This window comes from Nocardia sp. BMG111209 (assembly GCF_000381925.1).
Classification (GTDB): Bacteria; Actinomycetota; Actinomycetes; order Mycobacteriales; family Mycobacteriaceae; genus Nocardia.
On the sequence record NZ_KB907308.1, the window covers coordinates 1,307,296 to 1,325,018 of the forward strand.

The 17,723-nt window shown below is 66.4% G+C and carries 18 protein-coding genes; 9 read left to right on the forward strand and 9 right to left on the reverse strand.

The genetic code is table 11. The features are described 5' to 3' along the window. Positions 1-78 precede the first annotated feature (78 nt). The 5 genes from G361_RS0129705 (at position 79) to G361_RS0129725 (ending at position 5,666) form a co-directional block, all read left to right on the forward strand. Positions 79-1,317, forward strand: coding sequence for an ARMT1-like domain-containing protein (locus tag G361_RS0129705; RefSeq protein ID WP_155981843.1), 1,239 nt, complete (start codon positions 79-81; stop codon positions 1,315-1,317). An 80-nt stretch (positions 1,318-1,397) separates the two neighbouring features. Then, positions 1,398-2,096 carry a hypothetical protein gene (locus tag G361_RS0129710; RefSeq protein ID WP_019930779.1) on the forward strand — a complete coding sequence of 233 codons (699 nt, stop codon included), beginning with the start codon at positions 1,398-1,400 and terminating at the stop codon, positions 2,094-2,096. Between the two features lie 21 nt (positions 2,097-2,117). After that, a complete protein-coding gene (locus G361_RS0129715) occupies positions 2,118-2,867 on the forward strand; it encodes a haloacid dehalogenase-like hydrolase (RefSeq protein ID WP_019930780.1) in 750 nt (249 codons plus the stop codon). Positions 2,868-3,187: 320 nt separating this feature from the next. Next, a complete protein-coding gene (locus G361_RS0129720) occupies positions 3,188-4,726 on the forward strand; it encodes a hypothetical protein (RefSeq protein ID WP_155981844.1) in 1,539 nt (512 codons plus the stop codon). Between the two features lie 133 nt (positions 4,727-4,859). Next, positions 4,860-5,666, forward strand: a complete 807-nt coding sequence (locus G361_RS0129725) for a FadR/GntR family transcriptional regulator (protein ID WP_019930782.1) — start codon at positions 4,860-4,862, stop codon at positions 5,664-5,666. 21 nt (positions 5,667-5,687) lie between these two features. On the opposite strand, the gene G361_RS0129730 is transcribed toward G361_RS0129725, so the two are convergent. The 7 genes from G361_RS0129730 to G361_RS51930 all read right to left on the reverse strand — a co-directional run bounded on the left by G361_RS0129730 (position 5,688) and on the right by G361_RS51930 (position 11,959). Beyond that, a complete protein-coding gene (locus G361_RS0129730) occupies positions 5,688-6,335 on the reverse strand; it encodes a TetR/AcrR family transcriptional regulator (protein WP_019930783.1) in 648 nt (215 codons plus the stop codon). Positions 6,336-6,424: 89 nt separating this feature from the next. Then, complete coding sequence (locus tag G361_RS0129735; protein ID WP_019930784.1) at positions 6,425-7,420, reverse strand: oxygenase MpaB family protein; 996 nt, start codon at positions 7,418-7,420, stop codon at positions 6,425-6,427. 28 nt (positions 7,421-7,448) lie between these two features. Further along, positions 7,449-8,372, reverse strand: a complete 924-nt coding sequence (locus G361_RS0129740) for an oxygenase MpaB family protein (protein WP_081635639.1) — start codon at positions 8,370-8,372, stop codon at positions 7,449-7,451. A gap of 183 nt (positions 8,373-8,555) precedes the next feature. Continuing rightward, positions 8,556-9,650, reverse strand: a complete 1,095-nt coding sequence (locus G361_RS0129745; RefSeq protein ID WP_155981845.1) for a DUF3089 domain-containing protein — start codon at positions 9,648-9,650, stop codon at positions 8,556-8,558. Between the two features lie 70 nt (positions 9,651-9,720). Then, positions 9,721-10,233 (reverse strand): hypothetical protein, encoded by a 513-nt coding sequence (locus tag G361_RS0129750; RefSeq protein ID WP_019930787.1) that lies wholly within the window; start codon positions 10,231-10,233, stop codon positions 9,721-9,723. Positions 10,234-10,280: 47 nt separating this feature from the next. Next, entirely contained in the window at positions 10,281-10,982 is a 702-nt protein-coding gene (locus G361_RS47850) for a DUF3558 domain-containing protein (RefSeq protein ID WP_063711891.1), read from the reverse strand. Between the two features lie 110 nt (positions 10,983-11,092). Continuing rightward, on the reverse strand, positions 11,093-11,959 hold the full coding sequence (locus G361_RS51930) for a helix-turn-helix domain-containing protein (RefSeq protein WP_036495597.1): 867 nt from the start codon (positions 11,957-11,959) through the stop codon (positions 11,093-11,095). Between the two features lie 84 nt (positions 11,960-12,043). Here G361_RS51930 and G361_RS0129765 point away from each other — a divergent pair, with 84 nt between their 5' ends. After that, on the forward strand, positions 12,044-12,829 hold the full coding sequence (locus G361_RS0129765) for a hypothetical protein (RefSeq protein WP_155981846.1): 786 nt from the start codon (positions 12,044-12,046) through the stop codon (positions 12,827-12,829). 39 nt (positions 12,830-12,868) lie between these two features. Here G361_RS0129765 and G361_RS0129770 read toward each other — a convergent pair whose 3' ends face one another. Continuing rightward, positions 12,869-13,633: a glucose 1-dehydrogenase gene (locus G361_RS0129770; RefSeq protein ID WP_019930791.1), complete on the reverse strand. Its 765-nt coding sequence runs from the start codon at positions 13,631-13,633 to the stop codon at positions 12,869-12,871. A gap of 113 nt (positions 13,634-13,746) precedes the next feature. After that, positions 13,747-14,526: a helix-turn-helix transcriptional regulator gene (locus G361_RS0129775; protein WP_019930792.1), complete on the reverse strand. Its 780-nt coding sequence runs from the start codon at positions 14,524-14,526 to the stop codon at positions 13,747-13,749. A gap of 132 nt (positions 14,527-14,658) precedes the next feature. Here G361_RS0129775 and G361_RS45380 point away from each other — a divergent pair, with 132 nt between their 5' ends. From G361_RS45380 to G361_RS0129790, 3 genes are all read left to right on the forward strand, one after another. After that, positions 14,659-15,279 (forward strand): alpha/beta fold hydrolase, encoded by a 621-nt coding sequence (locus tag G361_RS45380; RefSeq protein ID WP_019930793.1) that lies wholly within the window; start codon positions 14,659-14,661, stop codon positions 15,277-15,279. A gap of 128 nt (positions 15,280-15,407) precedes the next feature. Continuing rightward, on the forward strand, positions 15,408-16,700 hold the full coding sequence (locus tag G361_RS45385) for a vWA domain-containing protein (RefSeq protein WP_019930794.1): 1,293 nt from the start codon (positions 15,408-15,410) through the stop codon (positions 16,698-16,700). Next, positions 16,697-17,671 carry an ARPP-1 family domain-containing protein gene (locus G361_RS0129790; RefSeq protein ID WP_019930795.1) on the forward strand — a complete coding sequence of 325 codons (975 nt, stop codon included), beginning with the start codon at positions 16,697-16,699 and terminating at the stop codon, positions 17,669-17,671. Before G361_RS45385 ends, G361_RS0129790 begins: the two co-directional genes overlap by 4 nt. Positions 17,672-17,723: the final 52 nt, after the last annotated feature.

Genomic DNA, 17,723 nt, shown 5'->3' on the forward strand with positions numbered 1-17,723 from the left:
CCACTCGGTGAGCGGCGTTAACAAAATGGACGTTCGACCGCACACCGGAAGGCAGTATCGGCTGTACCATCGAGCCTCGTGCAACGCTTCGGCAATGCCGGCATCGAACCGGCGAATTTCAGGGGAGGACGACGATTGAGTAGCTCCGTGGGATCCCGATCCGTCGACGGTCGGGCCGCCGTGCTCGCCGGGTTCGAGACATTGTCCACGGCACCGGAACACGTTTTCGCCAACAAGATGATGAAAAGAGTGTTCCCACAGGTCGTCGACCAGATTCTGGTGTCGTTGCACCAGGACGGCCCGGTGGGCGAGAGCCTGGCGGCTCTGCGGGACAGCTTCCTGTCGAACGATCCGATACCGAAACCCTCGTTTCCCGATGCCATGGTTCCGGAATCCGCGTGGCGGGAAGCATCGAAATTGATCGGCCGCTCCTGGTTCGAGCTGCCCAGTTATGTGGGCGAATCGCTGTTCTATCATCTGCTGCTGGACGCCTTCGGATATTTCGACTATTCGTCCCACAACTACGAACGGGACCCCTTCCTCCCCGGCAAGACACGCGATCTCCTCACCGCGCTGCACAATGCGAGAATCGAGAATACGCACACGCTCTCGCTGCGAGATTGCCTGTTGTCGTCGCTGTGGGGAAATCTCAGCGATGCGGCGCACGCACAATTCCGCTCCGACCATGGATACGAAGCCGCCTCCGGACTGTTGCTGGTCGACGATCTGGATCGAGCAGGCCGGTCACTGGCCCTCGCGGATACGGTGGGAATCATCGCCGACAATGCAGGATCGGAACTGCTGGCCGACGTGATCCTGGCGGCGCATCTTCTCGGGAGCGCGCCGCACGTCCGGGTCACGATATACCTGAAGCAACGACCTTTCTTCATCTCCGATGCGACCGCCAATGATTTCGAGATGACCCTGTCGGCGATGATCAGCGTGGATCCGGCATTGTCCGTGCTCCGGGACGAGATACGTGTCGGCAGGCTGCGGGTGGTCACACACTGGTTCTTCCAGTCCCCGCTGCATTACGAGATGATTCCCGATGACCTGGCGGCCGATATCAACGGCCAGCACATCACCGTCATCAAAGGAGACCTCAACTATCGGCGGTTGCTGGCCGACCGGGTGACACCCGCCGATCACCCGCTGGAAGAATTGTTGCCGCGACTGGGAACCAGCCTACTGATCCTGCGAACCATGAAATCGGATATATGCGCCGGTTTGCCGGAACGGGTCGTGTCCGAACTGGAACGAACCACTCCAGATTGGCGGTTCTCCGGTCGCTATGCAGTGGCTCATTTCATTGAATAACAAGGTAGAATGTGGTACGTCGGATCTCGTCGATAATTGTTCTCTCCCTGGCACTCTGCACGGTAGCGGCCGGTGGCGCCATGACCGTCCTCTCGGTCATCGGATCGCTGAGCGTCAAGGATCAACTGAGCGCGGCACTCGGCCTGCTGGCCGTATTGGCGCTGACCTACGTCTCCGACCGCTTGCTGGTACTGCTGGATATTCGGCGAGAGATCGAACAGGTCCGGGGACACATCCAGAATCCCGCGGTTCTGCGCCGATGGCAGGAGTCCGAACCGTTCGACAACTTCGTCCGAAATGCGTCCGAGGTCCTGGTCATCGGCCTGACGAAGGCGGGTTCCTTGACCGAGGGACCGGGACGGCTGGCAAATCTCGTCAAATCGGGCTGCCGGGTTCGGATCGCGGTACTGGATCTCCGCGAGCCGAGCCTCGCACAGGTGACAGCCGCGGCGACCACACACACCGCCGAACGCCTGGTCGCCGACTTCGATGTGTTCGTATCGACGGTTCGAGCCGTCCGGCAGCAGCTGTCGGCCAAGGAGAACCAGCACCTGGAGGTCCGGTGCTACGGCTGCATACCGACGATGGCGGGCGTATTCGTCAGGCGCGCCAGTGCGCGATCCGCACTCGTCTACTTCTATCCGTACATGACGGATCCCGGTGACCGGCCGGCCATTGCGCTCTATGCCGAATCGGACAAGCAGTGGCTGGACTTCTTCTTCGAGCACGGTGATCTGTTGTGGAAGGACATCCAGCAGTTTCCGGATCCGACGATTTGACGAGCCGTCAGGAGTTCTTTCGTGAAAAAATCCCTGAAGCCGTATTCGGTCACGCTCTCCGATTTCCCCGAGACGCTTCTGCTGTGGGATATCGACAAGACGCTCCTGACGACCTCCGGGGTCAGTAAGGAGGTGTATCTGAAAGCGTTCACAACCTTGACCGGACGCACATCGGCCGTTGCCGCAGTCACCGACGGCCGCGCCGAATTCGACATCATGCGCGAGCTCGCGGACCAGAATTCGCTCGATCGGCGCGCTCTGGGCGAGCGATCCCGCCTGGAAGAGGTCCTGGTGACAACCCTGGAACGGGAGAAGTCGGAACTCGCGCAGCGCGGCCGAGCACTCCCCGGAGCCAGGTCCGCGCTCCAGGCCACGGCCGATGCGCCGGCGATCGTTCAATCCGTGTTGACCGGGAATATCCGTCGCAATGCGGCGACCAAACTCGGAGCCTTCGGACTGGAAGAATGGCTGGATCTCGGCGTGGGGGCATACGGCGACGACGAGCGGCCACGCTGGGAACTCGTCGGCCTGGCACGAGAACGCGCCGTACACAAGTACGGAATCGCATACGACCGTAGTTCGACGATTCTGGTGGGTGATACCCCGAGAGATGTCGAGGCGGGCCGGATCGGCGGGGCGAAGGTCATCGCGGTGGCGACGGGGTCCAGCTCTGCCGACACACTGTCGGCGGCAGGCGCTGACTGTACCCTCGAAAGTCTCGACGATACCGACCGATTTCTCCGTACGCTCGCGGAACTGCGTCGCCGATGAATGAAATGTCATCGAGCGGAGGTCCGGCGTCAAGCCCGCTCGAAATCCGCGCCGGTCGTCGGGTGGCTGGATAGAATAAATCCGCCCACCCCATCGTGGGGATTGCCCGGCCGACCGATTCCCGCTTTCGAATCGACGGCACGGCGGTTGTGGCGCATCGAGACCGGGGGTGGCCTCCATTGCAACCTACCGAGCAGCGTGTCGAAGAAACACAACAGCGACCGCGCATCCGACTGAACCTGTTCGATGATCGCAGCCTCCGGCAGCGGGCCGACGAAATCCGGTGGGCGGCGTCCCGATCGGGTGACACCGTACGTATCGTGTGCGCGGGCGAGTTGATCCCGTTCGCCTCGTATCTGGTGACGGCATGTGCGACCGACACTCGCATTCCGGCTGTCTGCGTTCTCTGCCCGGATCCGGATGCGCTTCCGTTCCTGCAGCGGATCGATGCCGGCGGCGGTGAGCCCTGGAATGCGTGGGCGGCCCGCCGCCGGATTCTCGCGCAGCTGCGCGAACTGCGCGACACATCCGCCCGTCACGGCGGGCGTTGCGTGGTCGGATTGCACCGGCACACGGCCGTTCCGGATTTCGTCCTGGCCGGGACCGAAGCGTCGCTGCTGACCGCATTCCCGGTCGAATCCGGCCGGTTCCGTACCGTTTGCCCGACATTCCCGGGGTCCGGACCGGAGACGCCGGCCGCGTGGTGGCAGATCATGGTCGCCGACAATCGGACCACCTGGTCCTCGGCAATAGAGCCCGATTCCTTACCGCAGTGGCCGACCTTGTACAAGGGAAATGCCACGGTGCGGCAGATCGAGCCGCCGACCTTCCGGAAATGGTGCACGAGCACCGATGGCGACCGCGCGGAATCGGCATGGGTCGCCGCGGCGGAGCGGATTCGGCCGAAGGCCGGGCATTTCAGACCGGTGGGCCTTCGTCCGGCCGACGGATCGGCATTCGCCGCCGGGGTGTCGCATCGAGCGCCGGTGACCATGGAAGGTGTGCAGGGGGTCTCGCTGTTCGAACTGGCCTGCGCACTCAACAAATTCGGGCAGCGCACGGAGGTTCGGGCGACCGCCGGCCGTATCCTCGGCGAGATCGTGCACGACTCGCTGGCGAGCCTGGCGGAATTCCGGATGATCGCGAATTCGAGTGTGACCGATCTGCCGAGAACTTGCTACCCCTATGCGGATCAAGGCATTTCAGCGTTGTACGCGCTGACCGATATCGTCGATTCGGACGCGCGGCTGGGAGGCGCGATCGAAGATATCCGAAGGCTGGGCAGCCGGCTGGAGGCCCGCTCGACGGAGGCGTTCCGGGATGCCCACCTGAAAAATCGTATCTGGGTCACGAACGAGACGACGCACGAGTTGGCGGCTCGGCTCTGCACGGCGAGCGCGGACGATCGCCGGGCCGAGATCAGCGGGTCGGTGCGGGATGTGGACTTCGAATCGGCCGGTCGCGATGTGACACCGTGGGACGACGTCGCACACATCCTCTTCTTCGAGATGAGCGGATTCGACCCGGTCGCCGCCGAGTGCGATGTGCTGCGCGAATACGAGAAGTGGTGGGGTCCGGTCGAGGATCGTGACGGGTTGCTGGGGACCGTACTGCTGCGGAGTACCCGTGAGGCGTGCCGGCGTCTGTGGTACGCCCACAAACTGCCGCAGACATATCTGCGGCGGTATGCGATGGAAAGTACGGATACCTTCGTCGAACTCGCGGCCTGGGCAGCCGACCGCTTGGACGGTTTCGATCATCTGACGCAGCTGTTGGCGTACCTCCGGCACGGGTCGGCGCATCGGCCGCACACCATCACCCACCGCAGGTATCCGCACATCCCGGCCACGTTGCCCTAGCCTGGCAGCGAGGACACCGACCCGAGCCGCAAAGATTGCAATACTTGCGAAGATCGGCGTACCTTCCGGAGATGGACTTCAGAGCGGGCCGGGCGGCCGCCGGGCGAGCGCGGTGCGCGGGAAGGGTGGGCCGGTGACAGGGCCGCGGCACACCCGGATCACGCAGCGGCGGATCGCCGAGGTGGTGGCCGCGGAGTTACGTGCTCGCATCCTGTCCGACGACAGCGCCGAGCGGTTGCCGCCGCAGGATCAGCTGGTGCAGGAGTTCGGGGTCAGCTATCCGTCGGTCCGGGAGGCGTTGCGCATCCTGGAGACCGAGGGGCTCATCACCGTCCGGCGGGGCAATGTCGGTGGGGCCGAGGTACATCGGCCGGATCCGTCGTCGGCCGCGTATCACCTCGGGCTGGGTCTGCAGGCCGCGCACGTCACCCTCGGCGACCTCGCGGTCGGTCTGCAGATGCTCGAACCCACCTGCGCCGCCGCCTGCGCGCAGCGCGAGGACCGCGGGACGGTCGTCATCCCGGCGCTCGAGGCGAATCTGAACACCTGCGCGGAGCTGATGGGCGAGGGGCTGTCGTTCACGTTGGCGGCGCGCGCCTTCCACGATCTGGTGGTCTCCTTCAATCCCAATGTCACGGTCCGCTACGTGGTCAGCACGCTGGTGGCGCTGTGGTCGGCGCACGAGGAGACCTGGGCCGAAATCCTCACCCGCAGTGGCGAATACCCGTCGCCGGTCGATTCCGCGGAATCGCTGGACTGCCATCGGCACATCATCACCGCGATCACCGCGGGCGACGCCGAGGCGGCGGAGCGGCACTACCGCGCGCACCTCACCGCCACCCAGTCGCTGGTCCTGGACCATTTCGACACCGGACCGGTGGACGTCTCGTCGACCCAGGTCAGTCAGGCCATCCAGCAGAGCCGGGGCACGCACATCTGATCCGCCACGCGCGGAAACCGTTCAGGGCGAACGGGGTTCGACGCGATCGAGTTGCAGCAACGGGACCAGGTAGGTACGCGCGAACTCACGCGCCAGATCCGGATCCTGCAGCGGGATCACCGATTTCGGCGTCTCGATGAGCGACATGATCAGGCGCGCGATCATCTCCCCCACGATGGCGAGGTCCAGCTCGGCGGGGAGCCGGCCCGCGACCCGCCAGCGGTGCAGATGCCCCACGACCAGGGTGCGCGAGACCTCGATGGCGGTCTCGTCGGTGAGGAAGTCGGTGAGTTCACCGGCGGCCGGTGACTCACGGATGCTGCGGGTCAGCAGTTTCGGGGCCGAGGCCTCGTGCACGAAGGCCGCGAACACCTCCACGATACTGTCCTGCGGACTGGTGGCGTGCTCGGCGACCTCCGCGAGAAGGGTTGCGACCCGCAAGGATTCGTCCATGATCGCCAGCCGCACCAACTGCTGTTTGTGCCCGAACCGGCGATAGACCGTGGCCACACCCACACCGGCGTTGTCGGCGACGCGCTGCATCGTGGTGTCGGCGAAACCGTTCTCGGTGAAGCAGATTCGAGCGGCGGTGACGATCCTGCGCGCCGTCGGATCCAAGGCGTCGCGCCAGTCGAAGATCGAGCCGAGCTCGCTCGTGGTATCCGGCACCTGGGCTCCGTGTGATCGGTGGTTCGCCTCCTTTGTATCACCGGTTGCGCCACCGGCCGGGCGATCTCACCGGATCGGGGCTCGAGCCGCTAGTGCGATTCCGTACGAGCCGGGCGCAGCGGCTGTTTCGGGCGTACCCGATAGGCGGCGGACTTCAGTTCCCGGCGCTGCATGGCCTGGATGCACTCGTGGTGCTTGCGCGCGTGATACGCCAGCGGGAAGTAGGTGAGCCGGTCGGGCAGCACCCGGTAGGCCACCCGGATCGCGGCGAAGATCCGCCGCGTGCGCGCCTGCTCCCGCGCGGTGAACTCGATGCCGAGCATCGTCCGGATACGCGGGTCCATGGCGGCCACCATGGCGAGGTAGACCATCCGCAGCCCCGGCGCCATCGCGCGGGTGAGCAGCGCGCGCTGCAGTGGCGAATACTTCGTCATCGACTCGGGTTCCGGTCGCCCGTGGCGCAATTGGTCGACGCTGGCCAGGGTCGCGGGCCCGGCCACGAGCGTGGTCTCGATCATCCGGTCGAAGTAGCGGTCGAACTCCTCGCGGGTCTCCGGATAACCCTTCATCGGCACCCGCACGATCCTGGCGATCCGGCGGTTGTCGCGCAGCAGTTCCTCCTGCTCGGCGACGGTGAACTCCCGGCCCATCAGCAGCGGGCCCGCGTTGACGGTGGTGATGTAGGCGGTGGCGATAACCCATTGGTAGGCACCGGGATCCAGCGCGCTGACGTGCTTGCCCTCGGCGTTGCGCATGGTCAGCGGCTGATGCAGGGAGCGCAGCCGCCGGCCCTCCTCCACCGCTTCCAGCCCGCCGTAGGTCCAGCGCAGCACCGAATCCACCGACCGGACGGCGCGGCCACCCGGGTCGGTGCGGGCGATGGAGTAGCGGTCGGTCACGTCGGCGATGACCGGATGCATACCCTGCATCAGGAAGGCCGCGGCCTCCAGCACCAGATAGGTCCAGTGCCCGACCATTTCGGCGGTCAGCGAATCCGGCGAGATCAGCTCCACGGGCTCGCCGTCGACGACGATCTCCGGTTCGGGGCCGAGCGTGTTCTGGTTTTCGTGCCGAGCGAGAGTCACGGTTGGATGTCCTCCGTAGATGGTGTGATCAGACGACGGTGGCGCCGATGATGTAGCGCAGACGCATATCCCAGACCGTCGCGCGCATACCCATACGCACGACGGCCGGCGGGGTGAGCCGATCCAATCGGCCGAGGACCCGCTGCCAGCGGTCGAAACGGCGCTGATCCGTTGCGGTCCAAGCACATCCGAGCTTCTCGCGCAGGACCGGCGGCAGGTGACCGAGGACCAGGAACAGATTCGAGTCACCGAGCAGGCGCGACACCGGCGCGGGCAGGAAATCCAGCCGCGCGATCCCGATCAGGAATTCCCGCATGCGATCGTCGAATTCGAGCTGCTCGAACTGCTCGTCCCGATACCGTTCGAAGGCAACCGAATCCGCGGGCCACAGCTCCCGCGGCACCTGCAGCGTGGTCGCGAAAACCGAAGCGGCACGGTGGATCAGCTCGGGATCGTGATGGGTACGCCCACCGCGCAGTCGGCGGGTGTCGGCGAACACCGCCGCCATGCACGCCGCGACCCACAGTTGCAAGGTCGGGTCGAAAGCGTTGTACCGCACGGGACTACGCGGCGTCGACCGCACCCGGACATGCGCCGCGTTCACCGCCTCCCGATAGATGCGGCGATCCTGCGCGTTGCCCGCGACGGCCACCGCGATGTAGGTCATGGTGGTGCGGCCGCGCTTGACCGGATGCTTGTGCAGATTGCCGCTGTCCACCGGACTTTCCATCACGCCGTACGCGACCGCGGCATTCGCCAGTTGCATCACCACATTCGCGGCGCCGTAGGCGGGCCCGAGCCATGCCGATATCTCGTCGGCGAGGAACAGCGTGTCCACCGCATCGGTCTCGCGACGGGTGACCGGGTCCGCGTCCCCGCGCGAGGTGGCCGATCCGGGGCCGATCGGCCGCAACCCATAAGTTGATGACCGTTCCCGGTCCGTCGCCGACATTGCCGACACCTCCCCCTCGATGCCGCCGCCCGAGGTGATAGAAAGATCGCCGTTGAACTATCACCCAGTGTGGCACAAATTGCGACTCTTTGACAGAGATCGCACGAAACCTTCTCACATCCTCACGACCGCGATACTCCGTTGCAAGTGAACAGTGATTCTCTTGTGCTATCGACTGCCCACTCAGTGATCCCCGGCATGCCGATCGAGCCAGACCCCGCTCTGCACGGCAACGAGATCCACCAGATCCTGCTGCGCGATGTTCAGGTCGTACGCGTGCAACCCCCAGCTCGGCGCGGGGACGGCCGGCAGCGCGGTCGCCGGTACTCCCTCCGCGGCGCCGTCGATGACCAGCACATGCGAAGCGCCGGTGGTGCACCGGCCGTGGTATCCGGAGACGGTGCGCCCGTTGACGATCGCGCGCAACGGCGTCTCGGCGGTGGAGCCCGGAGCGGCAGGATCGGTGCACAGCACCTCGTATCCGGGTCCGTACGGAAGATGTCCGCGAGTGCCGTAGACATCCGGCTCGGCAGGCGACGTCCCGAATTTCGCGTCCGCCGGCGGAGTCCCCGCGAACGTCGACCAGGCCAGCACACAACCGATCTGGTGACCGTCGGTGCACGCGGGCACCGACGCGAAATCACCACCGGTCGTCTTACCCTCCGCGACAAGCACATCGGCGCCGGGGATGATCGCCGACACCAGCAGTCGCTGCTGTGGCGTGCCGTCGATGCGATTGCGGATCAACGCGCGCAACATCATCGAACCCTGCGAATGCCCGATCAGCACCACGCCGCGACCGTGATTGTGGTTGGCCAGGTAGTCGTCCCAGGCGGTTTCGAGACTGTCGTAGGCGACATCCAGCGCGGGCGCGCGCCGGGAGCCGGGCGAGTTCAGCAACCCGGCGGCGGTGCTCTGCCGATAGATCGGGGCCCAGATATTGCACCGGCCGCCGAAGGGTGCCGCCTGATCCGTGGCCGCGGCCCGCTGCTCGGGATCGATGTCCAGATTCGCATTCGCCGAGGGCTGCGCCGACACCGTGGGATAGACGTAGAAGCAGTCGATCGGCGCGCCGGTGCCGCCGCCGCACGGATCAGCGGAGAGGCCGGGCCGGCACAACCAGACCGTCCCGGAATCGTCGGCGGACGCCGGACCCGCGGCCACCAGCCCACCGGTGAGCACCAGTGCCGCGGCGAGGCCGGCAAGTCTCGTCAGTGCGCGGACACCGCGAGCGGTCCCACCCGCACGCGAGGGTTTCGTTGTTCTCTGCACAAACATGGTGCTCAGCATGCCGGGCCCGGCGACCATCGTCTTGGAGAAATGTTCCGACCGACCGACACGGACGCCGCTAACGCCACTTCCCGTCGCCCGATTGCATCGGCCCCTGGATCGCGGAACTCCCGATCGAACTCGGCGGCATATCGGCCATCAACTCGTTGTACCGAGCGGCGAACACCTGATCGGTCGCCATGTACCGCTGCGCGATCGTGCGGTGCAGTTCCTGTAGTGCATCGATGATCTGGTAGTGCTGTTCGAGGATGTCGTGGGCGTTGTTGGACGTGTCCTTACTCGGATCGACGATCGCAGCTTTGGCCCGGAATCGGTGAACGATGGTCTGCGCAGAGGTGAGGACGGCTTGATCCTCTCCCAAGCCCCAGTACTGTTGCCGGTGGATATCCATCGCGATCTGCTGAAGAGATCGAATCGAGTCCTTGAACGCCTGACAGTCGCGGTCGATATAAGCGAACTCTTCGGCGTTGACCCGCATATCGCTGTTGAAGTTCACCGTCAGCCGACCGTCTTTCGCCTCGGCGATGAGATCCGCCAGCGGCCGTTGCGGAGAAGCATCTTCACCGGTCATCGATCAACCTCCCAGCGACAGTACCGACATCCCCACTACACCTGCGCTCAGGCCGAAGTCGGTATCAACGGAACCACTTTCGCCGCAAGTGTTTTCGCGATGTCGCAGGTGTCCATATTTCCGGTCCGACGGTTGGACGCCGGATTGTCCAGAGAGAACTGCAGACTGCCTTGCTTCAACTCGACGTTGAGCAAGCAGCCATGCCGCAGATCAGCAGCATCGCTCTCGTGATATGTGAGAGCCGAGCGGCCACCGATCACCTGCTGATCGGCCACCTTGAATCCAGAATTCTGACGAATCATCGGCAAGGTGATATTGGTGGTGCGAATGGACACCGAGTACCCGTCGGACTGGACCCACTGACATCCCCGCCACTGAGTTCCACCGCTACCGTTCGAGTCGGCATTCTCCTGGTTGTGGAGTTGCTCGGAATCGAGTACCGGCCTCATCACACCGGAACACGGATCGAACCCTGTCGGTGCAGGCGGCAACGCCGTGGACGAAACAGCCGTACCGGTCTGGGGATCGGTCCCTCCACCGTTCCCACACCCGATCACCGAGAACCCCAAAACACCGAGCGCACAAGCACTCCCGAGAACCCGCCTCCAACCGTTCACACGAATCCCCCTCGGCATCGGCACTGAGTCGACAGGCCCGATCACCGGAATCGACCGGCTTCGCGCCCCAGATCGGCTGCGGCCGACCCTACTCGTCCGCGCGCGACGCTTGCAACCTGCCCGAACGAACATTCACTACGCGCACATTCCGCACCACATCAGCGGGTGCACGCACACGTCCCACCAGATCGGAACCGAAAAACGCATATCCGACAACACCGCGAATCGGACGAGTCGGCCCCTCACGACTCCACACGCCGCCGAGCAGAACGCGGCATCGCAGGAGACCAAGCAACACCGTCGACCGCCAACCACGGCGCCCCCGCGACCCCCGCCGGTGTCAACCCGGCAAAGGACATCGCATCCCGATGCAAATGGGACTGATCGGCGAAACCACTTTCCACAGCCACCGAGGCAACACTGTGCCCAGCGGCGAGCCGATGCGCCACATGATCGAATCTGATCAGCTTCGCCGCGCGCTTCGGGCTGAGCCCGATCTGCGCACCGAACCTGGCCCACAACCGTTTCCGGCTCCAACCCACCTCGTCCGCCAACCGCTCGACCCGGACCCGCCCCCGATTCGCCACCATCCGCTGCCATACGAATCCGATCTCCGGATCCACCGCCCGCCCCGTCGCGGACCGCCGCGCAAGCGCCTCCGCCGCAAGCGCGAACCGCTCGTCCCACGACCTCGTAGCGTGCAACCGCTCCTGAATGCGCCCGGCCTCACGCCCCCACAGATCCTCGAGCGACAGCACCGCCCCCGAGGAATCCGCACCGTCCCCCAACATCGTGTGCGCCACCACCGGCGACAGCCGAATCTGCAAACAGTCGGCCTCCCGCCCGCACTCCGCACGCAGCGTGCCCGGAGCCAGCCCGACCACGGCACTCCCCCGCCGACTTTCACCCCCGGCATCGAGAATCAGTCCGGCGGAACCGAAGTCGATGAAGATGGTGAGCGCCGGATAGGGCACCATCCGCATCTCCACCGCATGATCCGCCCGACCGCGAAACCCCGCCATGCCGATACCGGCCGGCCGACTCCCCCACGCGGGCACCGCAACCTGAACCTCGGCCGCAACCCCGGGAATCGCCACCACCGATCGCATACCGCCATGCTACGAGCGACCACCGGCGATGGTAAGCCGCTCGGTTACCATGCCGCGCAGCACTCGGCACGATACCGTTTCGGCGTGGAACCCCAAGTCGTTCAAGGCCAGTGTTTCCAGTTCCTGGTGCCCCCCGGCTGGCGGGTGCTGGAACAGGGTCAGTTCGCCGTCGTGCAGGCCGACGCGAACAACCAGGCCGTCGCGATGATGACCGGCAACTGCGGCTTCATGCCCGGCTACCCGCCACTGCAATACGCCTTCGAGAAGCTGTCCAGCAATGGTCCCGTGCAGTTCGGCCGGCCGCGTCCCGGGCAGCCGGTAGCGAACTTCGAGGCGGCCGTCGACGTCGACTACCGGTATGTGGTCAACGGTGTCCCCTGCGTCGGAATCGCCACCGTCAGTTACCGGCAGGGCTACGGGCAGGTGGACTTCGTGCTGACGGCCGGTGCGGCACAGGAGCAATATTGGCCGTCGTTCGCCACCTGGCTCCCGGGCCTCCCGAAGCAGTTCAACGTGATCCATGGGGCGGCCTGGGGCGCACAGGGAATCGCCCAGCAGAATCTTCAGAACTCGATCCAGTTCGGACAGCAGCTGGAGTTGCAGCGCACGTGGTCCGAGGAGCTTCAACAGCAGGTGACGGACCAGCGCAACGCGTCCGACGAACGCCGCCGAGAAGGCATGGGACAGATATTGACCGGCGAATCCTGGTACGCCGATCCCTACGGGCAGAACCCGCCCGTGCGGCTGTCGAACACACCAGCCGTGTACTGGACCAACCGCCACGGTCGCATCGTCTCGTCGGACGACCCGAGCTTCGATCCGCGTACGCCGATGGACTCGGACTGGCAGCGGATGTCGGGAAACGGTTAGTCCGGCGCTGAACATCGGCCGGCCCGTGTCCCGATCCCGTCACATCGTCGCACCCGGGACGGCCGCGGTCAGTCCGCCGTCGACGACGAAGTCCTGTCCGTTCACGTACGACGCCTCGGCAGAGGCGAGGAAGGCGACCAGCGCCGCCACCTCGTCGGCGGTACCGACACGACCCGCGGCGACCGTATCCGCGATGGCGGCCCGCGCCGCGGCGGAGGTCTCGGCACGAAAAGCCGGAGTGTCGATGTAGCCGGGGCTCACCGAGTTGACCCGAATTCGCCTGGGCGCCAATTCGGCCGCGAGGGTGCGGGTCAGATTGTGTACCGCCGCTTTGGATGCCGAATACAGGGCAGCGGCGGGCACGCCGCGATGCAGCGCGAAGGATGCGTTGATCACGATCGCCGCGCCGTCCGGTAGCAGCGGCAACAGCTTCTGGACGGTGAAGAACGCGGCCTTGAAATTGGTGTCGACGACCCGGTGGAATTCCTCCTCGGTGACCTCCCCGATCGGCTGGAACGCGCCGACACCCGCGTTGGCGAACAACACATCCAGCCGCCCGTACCGCTCACGCACAGCTGCGGCCAGCGCGTCGAGGTCAGCGAGATCGACTGCGTCACCGCGTATTCCATCCACGGTGGGGCCGAGCCGTCCGAGGGCCGCGGCGAGCCTGGACTCGTCCCGGCCGGTGACGACCACCCGCGCCCCTTCGTCCCGCAGCCGCCGCGCGGTGGCCTCCCCCATCCCGCTGCTACCCCCGGTGATCAGCGCCACCTTGCCGTCGAACCGTAACCCGTTGTGCGTCATAGGATCAGCGTGCCGATGCTGGTCGGCGGCAAACAGTGCGCAGTTATCGTGGGTGTGGCACCACCCGAATATGCGAGATGACCGACTCGGCTTCGTGAACAAGGGCGTCACGACTATCGCGGGTTGTAGAGCACGACGGACCACTCCGGATGATCCGCGACGATCAGTGTGGTCGTGTCGAAGAACAGCTCGCCGAACTCGGGATGACGCAACGCATTCACCGCTTGCACCGGAGTTCCGACGTCGTGGTGCTGCCACAGTTCGGCGAACTCGGGGCTCGATGCGACGAGATCGTCCACCACGCGCCGGAATTCGGGATCGCCGGGTGCCTGCGCGGCATCGGCCCGATAGGCAGCCACCACACCCGCAGCCGCCTCGGCCCACACCACCGGCATCGCCCGGTATCGAGGATCGGTGAAGAAGGTGACCAGGCAGTTGTGTCCGGCGCCGCCGAACCCGAACACTTCTCGCGCAGAGTCGTTGTAGCCCAGCACATTCCAATACCGGTCGCGCAGCACCGCGGGCCGCGGACTCCACGCGTCCAGCATCCGCCGAACCTCGTCCGTCACCTCGCCCGCGCCGAGCAGATTCGGAGCGGGCGGATTCAGCCCGGCCAGCAGGTACAGGTGTGCGCGTTCCGCCGGGTTCAACCGCAGGGCGGCCGCGACGGCATCGAGAACCTCGGCGGACACCGTGATGTCGCGGCCCTGCTCGAGCCACGTGTACCAGGACACTCCGACCCCGGCGAGCTGCGCCACCTCCTCCCGGCGCAGTCCGGGTGTCCGCCGCTGCCCGGCGGAGGCGATACCGACGACGTCCGGCGTGAGCCGTGCCCGGCGGCTGCGCAGGAAGTCTCGCAGCGCGGCACGACGTTGCTCGGTTCCACCGCTCATGCGAAGGGCAACTGCCGCAATGCCTCACGTATTTCGGGTGCCCGAGGCCGGTCCCTGATTGCCCGCCACCGGGCACCGTGACCGCTGTCGGTTCCGGTACCGGCCGGCGGCGGGTGTATACGATCAGCCGTGATGTCTCCCTCGCCCGAGCGGCCGGAAGCGTTGCGGTCGCTGACTGTTTCGGCCGACGACGGGGTTCTGCTGCATGTCGGGGTCGCCGGATTCGGCCCGGATGTCGTGGTGTTGTCCGGTGGGCCCGGGTGTGTGCACTATCTCGAGGACGAGCGGCTCGGGCCGACGGGAATGCGGAGCTGGTTCCCCGAGCCCCGGGGTGTCGGGCGGTCCGGGGGCGGGCCGCACGATCTCGAGCTCGCGATCACCGATCTCGAGGCGGTTCGACGCGCTGTGGGGGTCGAGCGATGGGTGGTGCTCGGGCACTCGTGGGGGTCGGATCTCGCGGTGCGTTATGCGCTCGACCATCCGGACCGGGTGCGATCGGTCGTAGGTATCGCCGGGCACGGTCTGCACAAGGATCGCGAGTGGTCCGAGATCTATCACTCCCGGCAGCATCTGGAGGCCGATCCCGGGATCGTGTGGGAGCCGGATGTTCACGCCGCGCTGAATGCGTCGTTCGTGGCATGGATTCACGAGCCGGACCTGTTCCGGCGGCTGGCCGATTCCGAGGTCTGGGTGGATCTGGTCACCGAGCTGTGCCGGGGTGAGGGCGAAGCACCGTATACCGAGCGTTGCTAGGCATATCGGCGCCCGTCCCCGGATACCGGAACCCACCTGGCGCGACTGCGATACCGAACTCCGGTGAAAGCGGCTGGGCGGCAGCAAAATCAGTGGACCGATCCAGGTCCGATTCCTACACTTCCGGAATGCGTACCGTCGAGTTGCTGCACCACTTCAGCACCCACGCGACGCCCCTGGGTCTGCCGCGGGGCGGCGAGGTGTCGTGGGACGACGCGGAGTTCCATCGCGCGGCCTGGGCCGCGGACCCCGAGGGGTATCTGCTGACCGCGCTCGTGCCGGGTGCCCGGCCGCAGCAGCGTGCCCGAGCGCTGTTGCAGGCGCTGGCGGCCTCGTGGGCGGGGGTCGCCGACGGGAGCCGGGTCACGCTCGAGAAGGCCACCCGCGCAATACTTTTCGATCTCCCACCAGCGACGGTGCTCACCGTCCTGCTGGCGCTGCGCCGGCTGCGGGCCAACCACAAGCACACCACGCGGGCCGTGCTCACGTTCGTGCTCGACCATCCGCAGGCGCCGACGCTGATCGACGCCCGGCGGCCGACCCTGGTCGACTGCTTCGAGCATGCACTGGGTAAGGCCACCGCGCGCGGCTGTGCGCGGCGAATCGCCGAGGGCGACACCGATTCCGAGTATCTGCGGCGAAACCTGTTGCGGTTCGGGGCCGATCCCGAGCAGACGCGGGCGCGGGTCACCGCACTGTACGGGCCGGGTGTGCCCGGCGTACCCGTGCCGCGCACGGGTGTCGCGCCGCTGGATCCGGAGCGCGAGCGGGAGCCGGTGATCACCTCGACCAATCGCGGTGATGTCGCGGCGACGCTGGTGCATCTGTATCGCGGCGGACCGGAGGCGGAGTTGCGGCCGGCCCTGGGCCGATACCTCGCCGAGGTCACCCGTGGGCTGCCGCCGATGCCGGGAAGTATTGCGCTGGTTGCCGATACGTCCGAGTCGATGCGCGGTTACGGCGATCGCGAGTGGGCGCTGCTGTCGCAGGCGGTGGCGCTGCGGCTGGTACTCGCCGAGGTCTGCCCGCGGCTGTCCGTCGTCGAGATCGGCGCCGGGCCGGAGCCGACCGATCTGGCCGGTGGGCTGCTCGACGCTCTGGCGACCGGGCCGGAACTGGTCGTGCTCGTCACCGACGGGTACGAGAATCGGCTGTCCGGTGACCTGGCGCGGGTGGTGGCGACCCTGCCGCGCCTCGGGATCGATACCCCGATCGTGTTGTGCCGCAGCATGTTCACCGGCCGCGACGATCTGACCCTGCGCAATCCGGCTCCGGCGCTGCCGTGCCTGGACTTCTGGCACCAGGACGATTTCGCCGGACTGCTGCCCCGGCTGTTCGCCCACTGCGCGGACGGCCGGGACTGGATCCACGCCGCCGTGCGGCACCGCCTCGACCATCGGCTGGAAGGAGTTCGGCCGTGACCGTCACGACCACACTGACCGCGCTGGTACCCACCGGCCCCGACCTCACCGGCTATCGGATCGGCGAGCCCCAGCGGGCCGGTGCGCTGACCGTGCTGCCGATCCACGGACCGCAGCGGCCCGGCATCGTGCCGCCGCGGTCCGGACTGAAGTTGCACCAGGTCGTCGGCTACGGCTCGGTCGAACTGCACAACGGCGCAGCCGCCGGGGTGGCGATCGTCCCGCTGCACATCGGCTACATCCAGGAGGGCGCGCAGAATCACGCGCTGTGCTCGGCGGCGCTGCTGGCCGCCGGGCAGACCCGCCGCTTCCCGGACGCCTGCTGCGTGCAGGCGGCCCAGGGCGGCTATCTGGAGGGCCGCGACCAGTGGTTCTTCGTACTGCCCTGGGAGTTGCGCGCCGCGGCGCTGCGGCTGCGCGGGCAGGAGGGCTACTCGAAGCTGTGGTCGGATATCAGCGCGCTCAACCGCGAGTACGGGCTCGCCGCCCGTGGGCATCTGGAGCAGATCATCAGCCGCCGGCGGGCGGTGCTGACCCAGTTCCGCAGCCGGCTCGAGCTGCTGCCGGGGCAGCTCGGGGCGCTGTTCTTCGTCGGCGACGAGTTCGCCGGCCTCGAAATCGCCCCGGATCCGGCCTATTTCGCCGAGGTGTGGATGCCGCTGGTGTGCTTCGCCTACGGTGTCGCGGCCTGGCGGGCCGAGCCCCGACCGGGCAAGCCCGAGCCCTTCGAGGTCACCGATCTCGCGGGCCTGCGCGCGGAGCTCGAGCGGGAGCGGACCGACCATCGCGAAAAGCTGCTGGCGGCGCTGCCGAGCGCGACCGGTGCGCAGACGGCCGAGGAGGAGCGCTATCTCGACCTGCGCCTGCACACGGTGACCGGCGGCGGCCTGGCGGGGCAGTTCGTCGCCGAGCACGACCGGCTGGTGTACGCGTCGCTGTTCGCCGCGCGCGAGCCGGTGGCCGCCGGATAAATCGGTTGCGCGCCAACCGGATCGGATATTGAATAGGGAGCACTACGGGAAC